This is a genomic window from Azotobacter armeniacus (assembly GCF_054779355.1).
Genome location: NZ_BAAGYK010000136.1, coordinates 1 through 17823, shown reverse-complemented (window position 1 = coordinate 17823; position 17823 = coordinate 1). Strand labels below are relative to the sequence as shown.

The window sequence follows — 17823 nt, the reverse complement described above, 5'->3', positions numbered from 1 at the left end:
AGGGGCACGCCCGATGAAAACCTTCCTCGACTGGTCCGCCTACAAGGACGCCGGCATGGGCGATGCCTATGCCGACATTCCCAGGCACGGCGGCGACTTCGCCAAGGCGGTGGCGGTGTGCATCAACAGCCGCCAGTGCGAGGCCGACGGCAAGCAGGTGATGTGCCCGAGCTTTCGCGTCAGCGGCAACGAACACCTCTCCACCGGCGGCCGGGTGCGCCTGCTCAAGGCGGCGCTGAACAGCGACCTGGCCGAACAGGCGCTGGCCGATCCCGCCCTGGCCGAGGCCATGGACCTCTGCGTGGCCTGCAAGGGCTGCAAGCGCGAGTGCGAGGCCAACGTCGACATGCCGCTGATCAAGGCCGAATACCTGGCCCAGCGCGCCGCCCGCCAGGGCCTGAGCTGGCGCAGCCGGCTGTTCGGCCACACCCCGCGCTGGCTGCACCGCGCGCCCTGGCTGAAACCCCTGGTGCGCTGGCGCAACGCCAGCCCGCTGCTGGCGCGGCTGTCCGAGCGCCTGTTCGGCCTGGCCGCCGGCCGCGCCCTGCCGGAACCGGCGCCACAGCCGTTCGCCGCCACGCCGGCCGACAGTGCGCCCGCCGCGGGCCTGCCCGAGGTGGTGCTGCTGGTCGACACCTTCACCCGCCACTTCGAGCCGGGCATCGCCGAGGCGGCGCTCGCCGTGCTGCAGGCCGGCGGCTACCGGGTGCTGATCGCCGAGCCGGAAGCCGAAGGCGGCGAACCGGCGCGGCCCCTGTGCTGCGGCCGCACCTACCTGGCCCAGGGCATGGTCGACGAGGCGCGGACCGAGGCCCGCCGCCTGGTCCAGGCGCTGCTGCCCCACGTGCAGGCCGGGCGGACCATCGTCGGCCTGGAGGCCTCCTGCGTGCTGGGCCTGCGCGACGACGCCCAGGCACTGGAGCTGGGCGAGGCGGTGGAGCAGGTGGCCAAGCACTGCCTGCTGTTCGAGGAGTTCCTCGCCCGGGAATCCACCGCCAAGCGCCTCGACCTGCCGCTCAAGGCCCTGGCCGGAACGGAAACCCTGGTGCACGGCCATTGCCACCAGAAGGCGGTGGGCGCCATGAAATCCATGCGCCGGGTCCTCAAGCTGATCCCCGACCACGAGTTCAACCTGATCGAGGCCGGCTGTTGCGGCATGGCCGGCACCTTCGGCATCGAAGAGGAACATGCCGAGATGTCGTCCAGTATGGCCGAACAGGCCCTGCTGCCGGCCCTGCGGGAAAAGCCCGAGGCGCGGGTGGTGGCCAACGGTTTCTCCTGCCGCCACCAGATGCGCGCCCACGGCGACCAGCGGCCACGGCATCTGGCCGAACTGCTCAGGGATGCGCTGGTGGAAAAGGCCAACTGAGGCCGGCTGTCTTCTCTGCCGGACCCGGGCCACGATGGTCGTGGGCCGGGTCCGACGCGACCCCAGCGCAGCGCAGAGGTCGCGTCCCTCAAGTTCGCCGATGCGCAGTAGTTTTCACACGGCCAGGCCCCAAACCGGACAGTCGGATGTGTCTACGAAACCAAGGGCGACTCACATCCACTCTTTTTCACCGGCAGTGTTTTGCTCACTCCAGAGCACACGGGGTGGAAGATCGAGCAAGGAATGGGCGCCGGCTTGCAGAAAGGGCAGCGCCCGCGCTGCGGCCAACATCATTCGCGCGGCGAGTTCCGTCTCGTTGAAGCGTGCTTCCAGCAATAAGGAGGCATGGCTGGCGTCGCCCGCTGCCGCATGGCGCTCCAGCAACACGCCACGATTCGTTTCCTCCAGCGTGGCAATGCTGTCCACCGGGAACACCAAGGTTTCCTCAGCCAGATAGAGCGGGTCATGGCTGATGGCGTGCTCCACTGCGGCCGTATCGGCCCCGGGTTCCAGTTCGACGTAAACATAGCGCTGGACTGTGCGTTCCTGGGTTTTCAGCTCCGTCGCCAGCGCCTTCCTGACGCCCTTGATCCCCTCCGCTGCCAACGTGTGGTGCAGGCTGGTTCCGGTATGCAGGCTGCTCTTGGTATGCCCGTGGGGGATCAGCAAGGCGAAATGGCTGCGGAACAGGGAGAGGATGCCCGGATCACAGCCCGCGCCCACAACGGCGGCTACCTTGCGAAGGCGCGCAACCCGGTGCATTTCCGACTTGTGCGCGAGAAAGGCTTCGCCGTGCAGGCGCGCGCACTCCACTAGCGGGATACGTCTTTGCAGAAGCTCCTGCGCCGCCCCGAGGATCGCATCCGGGGGTACGCAGAGCAGCGCGGCATCGACTTCTCCCAGCTCGCTGATATGGTCGACGACAGGTACACCATCCAGCCCAGCAACCGGGTTGGGGCTGCGCCGCACGACTCCGGCCAGCGCCAGGGTCGGATCGGCCAGCAGCGCTTCGGTACATTTGCGCCCCAGATTTCCCAGGCCGATGACCGCAACCTGTTGTTTTTTCATGAGACTCATGGGCCTGATTGGTCGGATTGCGCCCGGGAAGGCGGCCTGTAGCGGCGAGAAAGCCGGAGGGGAGTGTGCTTGCCCATTGGCAAACTATAGACAAGGGGATCGCCTGGCGGCCATGCGAAACGGCCGCCCATCGTCCCGATCAACCCGAAACGACCGGCCTTTTGCCTCGCTTGCCGGTCGCGGCCCCGGGCGTGCCCGCCTTGCGCTTCTTCTTCCAGGGCGCAGTGCCTCCACCGGCCGGACCCGCCGGTCCGCTGATGGTCAGGCGCAGGCCGGCGCAACGCTCCACCAGCTTGCTCATCCAGGCCGACTGCTTGGCCACGAATTCCTCCAGGCTCATCTCCCCGCTCTGCACCATGTCCAGCGCCTGTTCCCAGATGGCCGTGGTGCCGGGATCGGCGATGGCCCGGGGAACGGCGTCGATCAGGCTGAAGGCTGCCGGGGTGGCCGCCAGTGCCTTGCCCTGCTTGCTCAGATAGCCGCGGTCCAGCAAGCCCTGGATGATCCCGGCGCGGGTCGCCTCGGTGCCGATGCCGGTAGTGTCCTTGAGCTTCTGCTTGAGGCGGGGATCGTCCACTAGTTTGGCGACGTTCTTCATCGCCTTGATCAGATCGCCCTCGGTGAAGGGCTTGGGCGGCTGGGTCCAGAGATCCTTGAGCGTCACCTCCGCCACGGCACAATCCTGTCCCTCGCTCAGGGCCGGCAGGGGTTGCGGTGGCGGCGCTTCGCGACCCTTGCCCGGTGTCAAAGCTTCCGGGAGCGCACGCCGCCAGCCGGGCTCGACGATCCGCTTGCCCACCGCACGCAATGCCTGTCCGGCGCAGTCGAAGTCCGCCTGGGTGCGGTCGTACTCGTGGTTCGGCAGGAACTGCGCCAGATAGCGCGCACGGATCAGGGTGTAGACGGCCTTCTGCTTGCCCGCCAGGCGGTTCGGGTCCAGCGCGGCGGCGGTGGGGATGATGCCGTGGTGGGCGCTGACCTTGGCGTCGTTCCAGGCCCGCGAGCGGCGCTGCGGCTGCACATGTTGCAGCAGCTCGGCCAGGCCAGGATCGGCACGCCCCAGGGCAGCCAGTATCGCCGGCGCCTCGCCGTGCTGGCTCAGCGGCAGGTAGCCGCAATCGCTGCGCGGATAGGTGATGACCTTGTGGGTCTCATAGAGCGCCTGGGCGATATCCAGGGTTTCCTGGGCGCCGAGGCCGAGCTTCTTCGAGCAGACTTCCTGCAGGGTGCCCAGGTCGAACGGCAGCGGCGGCACTTCGCGCATGCGCTCGGTCTGCAGTTTGACCAGCCGCGCGCTAGCGGCGCGGCGCATGGCGTCCGCCGCCTCCTGCGCCAGTGCCTGCTTAAGGCAGCGACCCTGCTCGTCGCAAGCGTCCTCCGGCGCGCGCCACTGGGCGGTGAAGGGCGTGCCGTCAGCGAGCAGCCGCACCTCGATGGCCCAGTACGGCACCGGCACGAAGTCGGCGATGCTGCGGTCGCGGTCCACCACCAGGCGCAGGGTCGGCGTCTGCACGCGGCCCACCGGCAGTACGCCCTGGTAGCCGGACTGTCGCCCCAGCAGGGTGAACAGCCGGCTCATGTTCATGCCGATCAGCCAGTCGGCGCGGGAGCGGCCCAGCGCCGAATGATAGAGGCTGAACGTCTCGGCGCCCGGCTTGAGCGCCGCCAGTGCCTTGCGGATCGACGCATCGTCCAGGGCTGACAGCCAGAGCCGCTGGATCGGTCCGCGATACCGGCAGTGCTCCACCAGCTCGCGGGCGATCATCTCACCCTCGCGGTCGGCGTCGGTGGCGATGACCAGCTCACGAGCTTCACCGAGCAGGCGCTTGACGACCTTGAACTGGCTGGCGGTCTTGGGCTTGACCAGCATCTTCCAGCGTTCGGGAACGATGGGCAGATCCTTCAGATCCCACCGCTTGTAGCGGGCGTCGTAGGCGTCCGGCGGCGCGGTTTCCAGCAGGTGACCGATGCACCAGGTCACCGTCACGTTCGCGCCCAGCCAGCAACCGTCGCCCCGCCGGGTGGCCTGGAGCATTCTGGCAATGTCCTTGGCCTGGGAAGGTTTTTCACACAGGAAGAGCCGCATGGTCGCCATCATTGATTGTCGCGATGGCGCACAGCATGGGCAGAAACGGGCGCTTAGGCAACCTTTTACCTGTATGGATACACAGACAAAGGTTGCCGAGCCCGGTCCGGCCTTCATGCGTAGCAGTCATGGAAGAAACCGGAGAACCGGAGGATGGCAACACAACGGCCAAACGTTTATTCATACGTTCCTATATAAGGGCGCGTCGATAGCCTTGTAGTTGGGTGGATGTCTGCTTTTGGCCGATTCTGTTGAAAAACTCCCTTCAAGCTGATTTTCAGAAGGGGAAACTTGATCTATTAGAACTGTAATCCACTGATTTTAAATGATTTTTAGTATAGATTTTCTTATCTATATCTGATCCAGCGAGAAAAAACCGACTTTTTCAACAGAATCGGCCGATTCCGGCCCATCACTCACAGCACACGTTCAAGCCCATCAAACTTCCCAGAACTCCCACCGACTCCGCCCCTACTGCGCGCCCGCATGTCGTCGCAGTTGGCGCAACGACTCACTCCAGCCCCGCCCCCTCACTTCAACCGAATCAACGGCTCGTCCTCGCCCGCCAACCGACGCAGCGGGCGGGACTGGCCGTCGCCGAGTTGCAGCACGTTGCGCAGGCTCTGGACGATACGGCTGGTGTAGCCCAGGTCGTTCATCAACGAGCCGGTCTGCAGGCCGTTCAGTTCGCGACGGCGCGCGGCGTCGAACAGCCGGGCGCGAAACTGCGCGTCGAAGTCTGCCGCCCGCTCGTCAAGCAACTGCAGGCGCTCGTGCCAAGCCTCGTCCGGCACCTCCAGGCGGCCCAGTTCGCGCACCTCGCGCAGTACTGCCAGCAGGTGCCGGCGCAGGTCGACGTAGGCCTCGCGGATCGCCGAGTCCTCGCCGCGCAGGTAGTGGCCGAGGTTCTTCTGCAGGTGCTTGGCATCCTTCACCGCGTCCACCAGCTGCAGCGCGGCCAGTTGGCAGGCGATCCAGAACTGCTGGCGGGCCTCGTCCCGCGGCACCTCCACGCGACCCATGAAGCTCAGCAGGTCGCCGTAGACGCCCTTGATGTGCCGCTGATAGAGCGCCTCGGCATCCAGATGGTGGAGGTCCGGATGCGAGCGCAGCAGTGCCTCGTCAGGCCGGTCGCTGGCCAACTGCTCCACCGGCAGGTAGAGCGCGTGGCAAATCACTTCCAGGCTCAGGCGGCCGAGGTGCTGCAGCTCCTGCAGCACCGCGCTGGCGGCGGCGTCGGCCGACTCCAGCAAGCTATCGCTGAGATAGCGGGCCCGGGTCCGCGGCAGCTCGGCCGCGCCGGACTCCAGCTCGGTGATCAGCACCTGCGGCTCGCGCCGCTCCGGCAGCCAGCGTGCCAGCAGGCCGACCAGCTGCCTCTGCCAGGGCCAGAACAGCAGCACGCCGAGAACATTGAACAGGGTATGGAACAGCGCCAGCTGGATCAGCCGGTTGTCCGCCAGCCCCAGCGGTGTCGCCAGCCACTGCACCAGCCCAGTCAGGGGCGTCAGCAGGGCCAGCGCCACCAGCGCGGTGACGCCGTTGAACAGCACATGGGCCAGTGCCAAGCGCTGCCCGCCACGGTCGCCACCGAGGATGGCGGCAATCGCGGTACTGATCGTGGTGCCGATGTTGGAGCCGATGGCGATGGCCAGCCCCTGTCCCAGCTCGAGCTGGCCGCCGGCCAGGGCCGTGAGGGTCAGCATCAGGGCTGCGTGGCTGGATTGCAGGACCACGGTGACCGCCAGGCCGAGCAGCACGAACAACAGCGACCCGAGCAGCCCGTCGACCTGTCGGCCGCCCATGTCCAGCGCCTCGCCGAAACCGGAGAACCCCATCTTGATCTGGTCGATGCCGAGGAACAGGAAACCGATGCTCAGCAGGATGCGCCCGGCCGCCCGGCTCTTCGGCCCGTTGAAGCCGATCAGCACGCCGAACACCAGTAGCGGCAGGGCCAGCGGAGCGAGACTGATGTTCTGCCCAGCCAGGGCCAGCAGCCAGATGCCGCTGGTGGTGCCCAGATTGGTGCCGAAGACGATGGCCAGGCCGCCGGCCAGGGAAATCAGCCCGCTGCCGATGAAGGCAACGGTGAGCAAGGACACCAGACTGCTGGACTGCAGCAGGAAGGTGCCGGCGAGGCCGAACAGGAAGCCCTTGAACGGCGTGGCCGTGCTGCGCCCGAGCAGCGCCTCCAGCCGGCCCCCGGCGAGTTGCTTGAGTCCCTCTTCCAGACACTGCATGCCGAACAAAAAGAGCGCGAGCCCCGCGCACAACTGCAGCCACCCGGGGCTGAACCAGAAGGAGTAGGCCAGGCCGAGGCCGACCAGAAAGGCGAGAAGGAATTTGGAATAGCGCTTCAAGGACCAGGACTTCCTGTTGCCGGACAGCACCTCGCCCCGCGGGCAAGGGGGGGCAAAGCCTACGCCGCCGGCAGAGTGACGGGAAGCCTCGGAGCGCTGGCGCGCAGCTGGGAACGGGGGATGGCCCGGATCAGTCCTGGCGATAGCCGCTGGTGCTGCAGCCGAGGCAACGAACGAACGCCTCCCGGCCCGGATCGACGACCAGCGCTTGACCGGCCTCCTTCACGTTCCCCCCCAGCGCGGTGAACGGCAGGCTGACCACGAAGGCCGCCGTACCGATGATGGTGCCGGCGATCAGCAGAGGCCGGGCGATCAGCAGGTCACCCATCATTGCATAAGCCGGCGGCGCCTCGACGGAATAGACGGGATCGCCACTGACATTGGATTGCTCGGCTTCGCCGTGCGCCGGCGGGGTCAAAAGGCCAGTGATCAGCACCAGGACAAGGGCGAGCAGGCGAAGCGGAGACATGCGGCGGTCCTTCATCGGTGTTTTTTGGCAGAGCCGCGACTATAGCAGCGCCCCCGATATGGCCGGCGTGACGGGCATCAATCGATGAAGATCGGGGGCCTAGCGCCCCTTCAGCGCTGACAGCGCCCGCAGTAGACGCTGGCGCGCTGGCCGAGACGCACCTCGCCGAGGGTGCTGCCACAGACCTTGCAGAACTCGCCACCGCGCCCGTAGACGAACAGTGCCTGCTGGAAGTAGCCGGGCTTGCCATCACCACCGACGAAGTCGCGCAGGGTGGTGCCGCCGCACTCGATGGCCTGGGCGAGGATGCGCCGGATCTCCCCGGCCAGCCTGTCGTAGCGCGCCCGCGAGATCGAGCCGGCGGCGCGGCGCGGGTCGATGCCGGCGGCGAACAGCGCCTCGCTGGCGTAGATGTTGCCCACCCCGACCACCACCGCGTTGTCCATGATGAACGGCTTGACCGCCATCGCGCGCCCGCGCGACAGCCGATACAGGCGCTCGCCGTCGAAGGCCGCGCCCAGCGGCTCCGGGCCGAGCTTGCGCAGCAGCTCGTGCTCCAGTGGATCGGTACTCCACAGCAGCGCGCCGAAGCGCCGCGGGTCGGTGTAGCGCAGCGCCAGCCCGGACTCCAGCAGGATGTCGACATGCTCGTGCTTTTCCGCCGGCAGCCCGGCCTCGACCAGACGCAGGCTGCCGGACATGCCCAGATGACCGATCAGAGTGCCCGCCTCGGCGCGGATCAGCAGGTACTTGGCGCGGCGTTCCACAGCCTCGATGCGCTGGCCGGACAGGCGCACGTCGAGATCCTCGGGGATCGGCCAGCGCAGCCGGCGCTCACGGACGACGACCCGCTCGACACGCTGGCCGACGAGATGCGGCGCGATCCCGCGGCGGGTGGTTTCGACTTCAGGGAGTTCGGGCATGGCGGCAAAGGGCGAAAAAAGCGGGCACCGACCATAGCAGGAAGGCAACGGCCCGGAAATCCCGTCCGGCGACAAGAGGAAGAACTTTGCCAGCAGGAATGGTCGGATTTCTTGTGAACTCCGCGCCCACAGGCGCCTCACTCACCGCTCCGGAGGTACCCCGATGACGCAACCCCTGAAAGGCAAACGCGTGGCTTTCCTGGTAACCGACGGTTTCGAGCAGGTCGAGCTCACCGGACCCAAGGAGGCTCTCGAAAAGGCCGGTGCTCGCACTCTGATCGCCTCGGCGAAGTCGGGCCGGGTGACCGGCTGGAACCACACCACGCCCGCCGACCACTTCCCGGTCGACCGCACCTTCGACACCCTGCACATCGAGGACTGCGACGCGCTGGTGCTGCCCGGCGGTGTGGTCAACGGGGACAACATCCGCATGAACGAGATGGCCCAGGAACTGGTGCGCAATGCGGCACGCGCCAACAAACCCATCGCCGCGATCTGTCACGGCGGCTGGCTGCTGATTTCCGCCGACCTGGTCAAAGGCAAGACCCTGACCAGTTGGCCGTCGCTCCGGGACGACCTGCAGAACGCCGGCGCCAACTGGGTGGATCAGAAGGTGGTGATCGACGGCCACCTGATCACCAGCCGCAAACCCGATGACATCCCGGCCTTCAGCAAGGCCCTGATCGAAACGCTGGGCGGAGCCGCTGCAAGCGTATCGGCCGCCTGACCATCCGCGCCCATCGGCGCACTCCCTGGGTTCCCATGCAGGCGCGTGGGAACCCTTTCAGGGCTCTGCTTGCAGCCGGGTGACGTCCAGCAAGCCCTTTCCAATTCCCCCTTCTTTCTTTTTCGGCATCGCCTGCGTGACATCCAAGGCCCTCTTGGCCATCCAGGATGGAGTACGATCCCGCACAGCTGATTTCGACCTCGAGCAAGCAGACTCGACAGACGCAGGGCGATTTGCCGGCCACCTCTCAAGCCTGGGCGATAGCCGCCGATCTAAGGGGGGACTTTTACCCTATGCCAGGAGGCCCATCCCCATGCTATCCCGCCGCTCCATTGGTGCCCGCCTGGGCATCGCCTTTGGCACGCTCGTTCTGCTCCTTGCTTCAGCCACCGCTGTCGCCCTGTACGGCATGAGTGCGTTGCAGGAGTCGGCCGAGGCTCTCGACCGCAACGCCAAGCTGGCGCAGAACGCCGCCCAGGTGCGCCTGCTGGCTCTGGAGGAGCGACGCTTCGAGAAGGACATCTTCATCAACCTGCGCGATGCGGAAAAGGTGCAGTCCTACAAGGCCCGCTGGGACGCGACCCTGCAGAAGCTGCAGGACACCCTGCAAGTCGGCAGGACGCAGGCCCCCGATGCGGAATTGTCCAGCCTGTACGAGGCGTCCGCCGCGGCGCTGAATGGCTATGCCAGCGGCCTCAATGCGATCCACCAGCGCATCGGGGCGGGCGAGTTCGCCGATACGGCCGCAGCCAACAGCGCCATGGGCCAGTACAAGGACGAGGTTTACCACCTGGACGAAGGCGGCGCGGCCATCGACCGCAAGGCCACCGAGCACATGACCCAGGCCAGGGAGCAGGTCGCCGCGCAGCTACGCAACGCCCTCGTCGGCCTGCTCGGCTTCGCCGCCCTGGCCCTGCTGATCGCCGTGCTGATGGCCCTGTACATCACCCGCAGCATCACCGGCCCCCTGCAGCGGGCGCTGGCGGCGACCCGCCGGGTGGCCGAGGGCGACCTGACCCAGGATCTCGCCGGCCACGCCCACGACGAGACCGGCCAGTTGCTGAATGCCATGGACGAAACCAATCGCAAGCTGTCCGACCTGGTCGGCTCCCTGCATAGCGGTAGCGAAAGCGTCTACAGCCGCGCCCGGGAAGTTTTCCACGGCAGCCAGGAGCTCGCCGCGCGCACCGAGGAACAGGCCAGCGCCCTGCAGCAGACGGCAGCCAGCATGGAGCAGATCAGCGCCACCGCACAGCAGACCAGCGAAGCCACAGAGCAGGCCAACCGGCTCGCCGCGACCGCCGCGCACACGGCACAGAGCGGCGGCCAGGACGTGGAGCGCAGCATCCTGCTAATGCGCGAGCTGGCCGACAGCTCGCAGAAGATCAACGACATCATCGGGGTCATCGACTCGATCGCCTTCCAGACCAACATCCTCGCCCTCAACGCCTCGGTGGAGGCTGCCCGCGCCGGCGAACAGGGCCGCGGCTTCGCTGTGGTGGCCACGGAAGTGCGCAACCTGGCCAGCCGCAGCGCCACCTCGGCCCAGGAGATCCGCAGCCTGATCGAGGCCATCGGCGACAAGATCGGCGAGGGCGCCCGCCAGGCCGAATACAGCGGGCAGAGCATCCGCGAGACGGTGGACGCCATCCACCAACTGGCCAGCCTGATGGAGGAGATCTCCGCCGCCACCCGCGAGCAGCGCAGCGGCTTCGGCCAGATCAACGGCGCCATCGGCCAGTTGGACAGCACCACCCAGCAGAACGCCGCCCTGGTGGAGCAGTCCCGCGCGGCCGCCGCCGCCCTGGAGGGGCAGGCGGCGCAGATGCAGCAGCGGGTGGCTGTCTTCAGGACACGCGAAACCGCTGCCGACGGCACGCCGGCAATGGCCTGACTGCCTCCTGCCCCGCCGCCTGCGCGACACGGACCGCCTTGGCCACCGGCCGGATCGGGCCAGGGCGGGCGGCCATGGGAGCCGTGCCGCGAAGGCGTGCGACGAAAGGGCCGGGCTGGGTAGAATTGATGCACGCCATCATCGGGAGATTCGTGTGCAGTCAGCCATTTCCATCCATGGCCTGTCCAAGACGTATGCTTCGGGTCTGACCGCGCTGCGGAACGTGGACCTGGAAATCCGCCGGGGCGAGATCTTCGCCCTGCTGGGTCCCAACGGCGCGGGCAAGACCACGCTGATCAGCATCATCTGCGGCATCGTCAACCCCAGCCAGGGCCGGGTCCTGGCCGATGGTCACGACATCGTCACCGACTACCGCGCGGCGCGCGCCAGGATCGGCCTGGTGCCCCAGGAGCTGTCCACCGACGCCTTCGAAAGCGTGTGGAGCACCGTCACCTTCAGCCGCGGCCTGTTCGGCAAGCCGGCCAACCCCGCCTACATCGAGAAGGTGCTGCGCGATCTGTCCCTGTGGGACAAGAAAGACAGCCGCATCATGGCCCTGTCGGGCGGCATGAAGCGGCGCGTCATGATCGCCAAGGCGCTGTCCCACGAGCCGCAGATCCTCTTTCTCGACGAACCCACCGCCGGCGTGGACGTGGAGCTGCGCCGCGGCATGTGGGACATGGTGCGGCGCCTGCGCGAGAGCGGCGTCACCATCATCCTGACCACCCACTACATCGAGGAGGCCCAGGAGATGGCCGACCGCATCGGCGTGATCCGCCAGGGCGAGATCATCCTGGTGGAGGAAAAGAACGCGCTGATGGCCAAGCTCGGCAAGCGTCAGCTGACGCTGACCCTGAGCGAGCCGCTGGCGCGGATTCCGGAGTCGCTGCAGACCTACCGCCTGGAGCTGTCGGCCGATGGCGGCCAGCTTGTCTACACCTACGACAACCAGGCGAATGGCGGCAACATCGCCCGCCTGCTGCAGCAGCTGGGCGAGGCCGGTATCGAATTCAAGGATCTCAGCTCCTCGGAAAGCTCCCTGGAAGAAATCTTCGTCAGCCTGGTGCACTCGCCCTCATGAACCTGTACGGCATACGCGCGATCTACCTGTTCGAAATGGCCCGCATGCGGCGCACGCTGATGCAGAGCGTGGCCTCGCCGGTCATCTCCACCGCCCTGTACTTCGTGGTGTTCGGCTCGGCCATCGGCTCGCACATGGTGAACATCGACGGCATCAGCTACGGGGCGTTCATCGTCCCCGGCATGATCATGCTGGCCCTGCTCACCCAGAGCATCTCCAACGCCTCGTTCGGCATCTACATGCCGCGCTTCACCGGCACCATCTATGAGATCCATTCCGCACCCATCTCCTATATCGAGATCGTGCTGGGCTACGTCGGGGCGGCCGCCAGCAAATCCATCCTGCTCGGCGCCATCATGCTGGTCACGGCGCGGCTCTTCGTGCCCTTCCACATCGAGCACCCGCTGTGGATGATCGCCTTCCTGGTGCTGACCGCGGTCACCTTCAGCTTGTTCGGCTTCATCATCGGCATCTGGGCCGACGGCTTCGAAAAGCTGCAGATCGTCCCCTTGATGGTCGTCACGCCCTTGACCTTCCTGGGCGGCAGCTTCTACTCCATCAACATGCTGCCCCCGTTCTGGCAGAGCGTGTCGCTGTTCAATCCGGTGGTCTACCTGGTCAGCGGATTCCGCTGGAGTTTCTATGGCGTATCCGACGTCAGCCTGCCCATCAGCCTGGGAATGACATTGCTCTTCCTGGTCCTGTGCATGGCCGGCGTGCGCTGGATTTTCCGGACGGGGTACCGGCTGAAGAACTGAACCGGCCGCGCCCTCCGCTATACTCCGCGCTTTTTGCGAGAGTGCCCCCATGTCCCTGCCCAGCCTGCGACTGAAAGCCAACGCCGAGCGCCGCCTGCGCGCCGGCCACCTGTGGGTCTACAGCAACGAGGTGGATGTGCTCGCCAGCCCGCTAACCGCGTTCCAGGCCGGTGACCAGGCGATCCTCGAAGCGGCCGGCGGCAAGCCCCTCGGCATTGTCGCGCTCTCCCCGAACAACCTGATCTGCGCGCGGCTGATCTCCCGCGATCTCAAGCACCCGCTGGACAAGTCGCTGCTGGTGCATCGCATCAACGTCGCCCTGTCCCTGCGCGAGCGGCTGTTCGAGGCGCCCTGCTACCGCCTGGTCTACGGCGACTCCGACCTGCTGCCCGGCCTGGTGGTGGACCGCTTCGGCGACCATCTGGTGGTGCAGCTCGCCTCCGCCGCCATGGAGCGCCACAAGGACGCCGTGGTCGAGGCGCTGGTGCAGGTGCTCAAGCCCGCCGGCATCCTGTTCAAGAACGACTCCAGCGCCCGCGATGCCGAAGGCCTGGAGCGCTACGTCGAGACCGCCTTCGGCGAGATGCCGGAATGGGTGGCGCTGGAAGAGAACGGCGTGAAGTTCGAGGCCCCGGTGCAGGGCGGGCAGAAGACCGGCTGGTTCTACGACCACCGCCTGAACCGCGCGCGCCTGGCCCCCTACGTCAAGGGCAGACGGGTGCTCGACCTGTTCAGCTACGTCGGCGGCTGGGGCGTGCAGGCCGCGGCGTTCGGCGCGACCGAAGTGATGTGCGTGGACGGCTCGGCGCTGGCGCTGGACGGCGTCGAGCGCAATGCCGCGCTGAACGGCGTGGCCGAGAAGATGACCTGCGTCGAGGGCGACGTGTTCGAGGCCTTGAAGGAGCTGAAGGCCGCCGAGGAACGCTTCGACGTGGTCATCGCCGACCCACCGGCGTTCATCAAGCGCAAGAAGGACCTGAAGAACGGCGAGGCCGCCTACCGCCGCCTCAACGAGGCGGCCATGCGCCTGCTCACCAAGGACGGCATCCTGGTCAGCGCCTCCTGCTCCATGCACCTGCCGGAGGACGACCTGCAGAACATCCTCCTCTCCAGCGCCCGCCACCTCGACCGCCACATCCAACTGCTCGAGCGCGGCGGCCAGGGCCCCGACCACCCGGTCCACCCGGCCATCGCCGAGACCCGCTACATCAAGAGCCTGACCTGCCGGATTCTGCCGAGCTGAGGCATTCCCGACCGTAGGGTGGAAAACTCGCGTGGCGATTTTCCACCTCCGGCGCGGTGGTTGGGGGATGGAAATGGGGTTTTATCCTGGGCCGAGCGGGGATGCGGGGGCATTGGCGAATGGTTGGGGGCAGTGGCGTCATGGCAGGCAGAGAGCGGCCAGATACATCAACCATGATTGCGCGTTGGCGTTCAGAGTCCTTGGGGTTGCCTGGAGCCAAATTGCGTCTGTAGATTCAGATATGCTAGATTTGTATCCAAGGAGCATATTGAGGTGCTGGCGATGACAGTAACTATCCAGGCTCAGGACTTTTCGAAAAGCCAATGCGTGGCCGGCCTGCGTGCGGCGCTGAACATCCTGGACAAATGGAAGGCCTCCTGCGAACAGGCCTGCCGGATCTTGCGCATTTCGCGCAGCACCTACACCCGAGCCAGGCAACGCGATTCGGCGTGGACGGTAGGCCTGGACTCCGATCAGATGCAGCGCATCAGCATCGTGCTGAATATCCACGCGGCGCTGCGCCTCGTGTTCGACAACCCCGAAAATGTCTATGGCTTCCCCTCGATGGAGAACCGCAACGAGTTCTTCAACGGGCGCGCGCCGCTCGACGTCATGGCACAGGGCGATATGATCTCGCTGTACGAGACGTTCCGACGAATCGATACGCTGCGGGGTGCCCAGTGGTAATGCTGAGCAGCCTTGCCGTCCTGGGCGGCGAGAGTCTGCAGGCCTACCGCCTGGTCAACTCCAAGTTTCCGCCCATTGCCTTGTTCGATGACGTTGCTGACGAAGCAGACCTCGAAGCGCTATATCGGCTTCAGGCAATGACGAATCCACGGTTGCAGAACGAAATTGGCCGGCTGGAGTTGATCCCTCGTGGCGAGATCCCGTTCGGTATTCCCGGATGCTCGTACGCAACGGCGCCCTTTACCCATGTGAACCCGGCCGGCTCGCGCTTTAGCAATGGCAGCTTCGGCGTGCTGTATCTGGCCGATAGGATGGACACGGCGATTGCCGAGGTGCGCCATCACCAGGAGCGCTACTGGTCGAACGTGCAAGGCCTCAATTACGACCGCTTTGTCTTCAGAGGACTGACCTGCAGCTTCACGGATGCCGGGATGAGGGACGCTACAGGGGTGCCGCTGTCGGACCCCATATATGCCCCCGACGATTACACCCACTCTCATCAATTGGGAAGCGAAGCGAAGCGAGAGGCATGCCCGGGCCTGCGTTACCACTCGGTCCGTTGTTCAGGCAGCGTCTGTTGGGCGCTGATGACACCGCGGCCCGTTACATCGATCATCCAGACCGCTCATTACGAGATGATCTGGAGCAGTCAAATTATCGGTGTCAATCGGATTACAACGCCGGATAGCCGATAGGACGCAAAAACAGTCTGTAATGGCCGGCAGAAACCGGCCGATTCTGTTGAAAAACTGGTTTTACTTACAGTAGGCATGCTGGCCTTCGGATTGTTCACCGAAGGGCTGGCCCGCCACTTTTCATGGCCTTTCGATGTTCTATTGAGCCTTCAGGCTCGGGTTTTGGGGTTATTTGGAGGGTTTCTGCTTCAAGCAGGCGTACCTATCCTGTGACCGGTGGCCCCTGAGGAATCAACTTGGCCAATCGCCGCAGATTTTGTACCGCTGCGGCGAGTGTGAACTCATCGGTTGCGCCAGTCAGTCCACGCAGCCGTAAGCGATCGACTTTCAGGAGCCGCTTGAGATGGGCGAAGAGCATCTCGACCTTTTTGCGTTCGCAGCGGGAGCGTTGATACGCCGCTGTGGTGGCGATGCGTCGAGCCACTTCCCGGGCGGCTTCATGAACGCTGCGGACGATCTTGCGCATCGGCGTATTCGGGCAACACCGTGACTTCATCGGACAGGTTGTGCAGTCGGCCTGGCTGGACCGATAGATCACCGTGTTGGCTTTCGTGACGTGGGAGCGCTGACGCTTGAAGGCCCGCCACTCGCTACGCAGGGGGCGTCCGGCCGGGCAGCGGTATTCCCCATCCTCTTCATTCCAGTGGAAATCATTGCTCGAGAAGGTGCCGTTCTGGCGTTCGGTTTTGTCCCACACCGGGACATGCGGTTCGATGCCCTTTTCTTCCACCATCCAGGCTAGCATGGGCGCTGTCCCATAGGCGGTGTCGCCGATCAGACGTTCCGGTGTGATGTCGAAACGCTCTTCGACGCGCTCCACCATGGTCTTGGTCGACTCGACCTCGGCGGTGCGGTGAGCCGGCGTGGCTTCCACGTCCAGGATCACGCCGTGCTCGGTGTCGATCAGGTAGTTCGTGGAATAGGCGAAGAACGCCGGCCCGCCCGGCGCAGCCGTCCAGCTGGCCAGAGGATCGGTCAGTGACAAGCGCTTGGGTGGCGTTTCCGCGAGCGCTTCGTCATCGAGCGCATCGAGGTACTCACGCACGGCGCGCGTGCTGAGTGCCGGGTCGCCCCAGTTGATCACTTCATCCCCGGCGACGCCACGCTGCCGGCTTGCGTCGGCCTTGATGATGCTGGCATCCACGGCAAAGCCTTCGCCCTTGACCAGACCGGCGGTCATGCAGCGAAGAACCACTTCATTGAACAGCCAGCGAAACAGGCCGCTGGCCCGAAAGCGGCCATGCCGGTTCTTGGAAAACGTCGAGTGATTGGGCACTTCATCTTCCAGACCCAACCGGCAGAACCAGCGATAGGCCAGGTTCAAATGGACCTCTTCGCACAACCGCCGCTCGGAGCGGATGCCGTAGCAGTAGCCGACGACCAGCATGCGGATCATCAGCTCGGGATCGATCGAGGGACGCCCGAAGGGGCTGTAGAAATCCTTGAGGTACTGGCGCAGGTCGCTGAGATCCAGGCCGCGATCGATACGGCGCAGCAGGTGGTGACCGGGAACATACTCTTCCAGGTTAAGCGCGTAAAACAGCCGCTCCTGCCCACTCGATAGCCGCCCCATCATGCTGCGGGCCCTCTCGCTTGCCGACACGAGGAGTCTGGCCGCTGTCTGCCGGGGTAGCTAGTTTTTCAACAGAATCGGCCAGAAGCGGACGGTCACGCCGTGGAAAACAAATCAGTCACCTTTTTCCGATGAAAATTCCAATCATCAGAAACCTAACGAGGCTGGCCTCGCGGAGCAAGCTTCCTAATCCGACCAGTCGTCCGCGCTGTGACTGTATCGGACTTCTGCAGTTACAGCGCCATTGCGTGGATCGCAAAATTCGAGCAGGCACCAGCGGCCGTCTCGTGATACTAATCTTTTAAAAAGTAATGTCATGCTGCTGTATATCGGCAGTCCGGGTGGCGGAAAAACGATTTCACCAACGCCGGCAACTTCTGGATTCTGCGCAGCGCGCCCAGGGCCAACTTCTTCATTTCCTCCCGGTTCTGCACAAGACGCCTGGACACACTGCGCTTGACGTGCCCCCAGACCTGCTCGTCCGGGTTCAGCTGTGGCGAGTACGGCGGCAGATAGAAGAGTTTCAGGCGCCCCGCTTGTTCCTCGCGAACGCCCTGACCAGCCGGGCCTTGTGCACCGGATGGCCATCGACGATCACGAAGACCGGCTGCTCGGCACCGATCAGCAGGCGCTTGAGAAACTCGCGGAACACGCTGGCCGTCACCGTCCCGTCGTGCAGCATGAAGCGGAACTCGCCGCGCGTCCCGACCGCCGAACAGCCTGTTCACCGAGAAGCGTCGGCCGGTCACCTCGACCACCGGCGTTTCCCCCTGCGGCGCCCAGGTCGTGCCGGCATGGTAGTCGGAGCGTAGGCCCGACTCGTCCGCGAAGTAGATCCTTGCCCCCGCTGCACGGGCCTCGGCCCGAATCGCCGGGTAGGT

General features: G+C 65.5%; 14 protein-coding genes and 1 pseudogene. 8 read left to right on the top strand and 7 right to left on the bottom strand.

Going from position 1 to position 17823, the window contains the following annotated elements:
* Positions 1–13 precede the first annotated feature (13 nt).
* Positions 14–1369 (top strand): (Fe-S)-binding protein, encoded by a 1356-nt coding sequence (locus ACYVD0_RS18350; RefSeq protein WP_460428146.1) that lies wholly within the window; start codon positions 14–16, stop codon positions 1367–1369.
* 171 nt (positions 1370–1540) lie between these two features.
* On the opposite strand, the gene ACYVD0_RS18345 is transcribed toward ACYVD0_RS18350, so the two are convergent.
* From ACYVD0_RS18345 to mutM, 5 genes are all read right to left on the bottom strand, one after another.
* Entirely contained in the window at positions 1541–2446 is a 906-nt protein-coding gene (locus tag ACYVD0_RS18345) for a hypothetical protein (protein ID WP_460428145.1), read from the bottom strand.
* A 139-nt stretch (positions 2447–2585) separates the two neighbouring features.
* Positions 2586–4532, bottom strand: coding sequence for a DNA topoisomerase III (locus ACYVD0_RS18340; RefSeq protein ID WP_460428144.1), 1947 nt, complete (start codon positions 4530–4532; stop codon positions 2586–2588).
* Between the two features lie 530 nt (positions 4533–5062).
* Positions 5063–6892: a Na/Pi cotransporter family protein gene (locus tag ACYVD0_RS18335; protein ID WP_460428143.1), complete on the bottom strand. Its 1830-nt coding sequence runs from the start codon at positions 6890–6892 to the stop codon at positions 5063–5065.
* A 130-nt stretch (positions 6893–7022) separates the two neighbouring features.
* Entirely contained in the window at positions 7023–7361 is a 339-nt protein-coding gene (locus ACYVD0_RS18330) for a multidrug transporter (protein ID WP_460428142.1), read from the bottom strand.
* A gap of 110 nt (positions 7362–7471) precedes the next feature.
* Positions 7472–8284 carry an Fpg/Nei family DNA glycosylase gene (mutM, locus tag ACYVD0_RS18325; RefSeq protein ID WP_460428141.1) on the bottom strand — a complete coding sequence of 271 codons (813 nt, stop codon included), beginning with the start codon at positions 8282–8284 and terminating at the stop codon, positions 7472–7474.
* Between the two features lie 163 nt (positions 8285–8447).
* On the opposite strand from mutM, the gene ACYVD0_RS18320 reads away from it, so the two are divergent.
* The 7 genes from ACYVD0_RS18320 to ACYVD0_RS18290 all read left to right on the top strand — a co-directional run bounded on the left by ACYVD0_RS18320 (position 8448) and on the right by ACYVD0_RS18290 (position 15369).
* Positions 8448–9011: a type 1 glutamine amidotransferase domain-containing protein gene (locus ACYVD0_RS18320; protein WP_460428140.1), complete on the top strand. Its 564-nt coding sequence runs from the start codon at positions 8448–8450 to the stop codon at positions 9009–9011.
* Positions 9012–9324: 313 nt separating this feature from the next.
* A complete protein-coding gene (locus tag ACYVD0_RS18315; protein WP_460428139.1) occupies positions 9325–10905 on the top strand; it encodes a methyl-accepting chemotaxis protein in 1581 nt (526 codons plus the stop codon).
* A 154-nt stretch (positions 10906–11059) separates the two neighbouring features.
* Positions 11060–11986, top strand: a complete 927-nt coding sequence (locus ACYVD0_RS18310) for an ABC transporter ATP-binding protein (RefSeq protein ID WP_460428138.1) — start codon at positions 11060–11062, stop codon at positions 11984–11986.
* Entirely contained in the window at positions 11983–12744 is a 762-nt protein-coding gene (locus ACYVD0_RS18305) for an ABC-2 transporter permease (protein WP_460428137.1), read from the top strand. The genes ACYVD0_RS18310 and ACYVD0_RS18305 overlap by 4 nt, the downstream gene beginning before the upstream one ends.
* 49 nt (positions 12745–12793) lie before the next feature.
* A complete protein-coding gene (locus ACYVD0_RS18300) occupies positions 12794–13987 on the top strand; it encodes a class I SAM-dependent rRNA methyltransferase (protein ID WP_460428136.1) in 1194 nt (397 codons plus the stop codon).
* 282 nt (positions 13988–14269) lie between these two features.
* On the top strand, positions 14270–14674 hold the full coding sequence (locus ACYVD0_RS18295; RefSeq protein WP_165892783.1) for an antitoxin Xre-like helix-turn-helix domain-containing protein: 405 nt from the start codon (positions 14270–14272) through the stop codon (positions 14672–14674).
* On the top strand, positions 14674–15369 hold the full coding sequence (locus ACYVD0_RS18290) for an RES family NAD+ phosphorylase (protein ID WP_460428135.1): 696 nt from the start codon (positions 14674–14676) through the stop codon (positions 15367–15369). Before ACYVD0_RS18295 ends, ACYVD0_RS18290 begins: the two co-directional genes overlap by 1 nt.
* 202 nt (positions 15370–15571) lie before the next feature.
* Here the strand turns inward: ACYVD0_RS18290 and ACYVD0_RS18285 are convergent, their stop codons facing one another.
* Both ACYVD0_RS18285 and ACYVD0_RS18280 read right to left on the bottom strand, forming a co-directional pair.
* Positions 15572–16945 carry a transposase gene (locus tag ACYVD0_RS18285; protein ID WP_460428134.1) on the bottom strand — a complete coding sequence of 458 codons (1374 nt, stop codon included), beginning with the start codon at positions 16943–16945 and terminating at the stop codon, positions 15572–15574.
* Positions 16946–17256: 311 nt separating this feature from the next.
* Positions 17257–17823, bottom strand: a pseudogene (locus tag ACYVD0_RS18280) (IS630 family transposase); the annotation flags it as partial.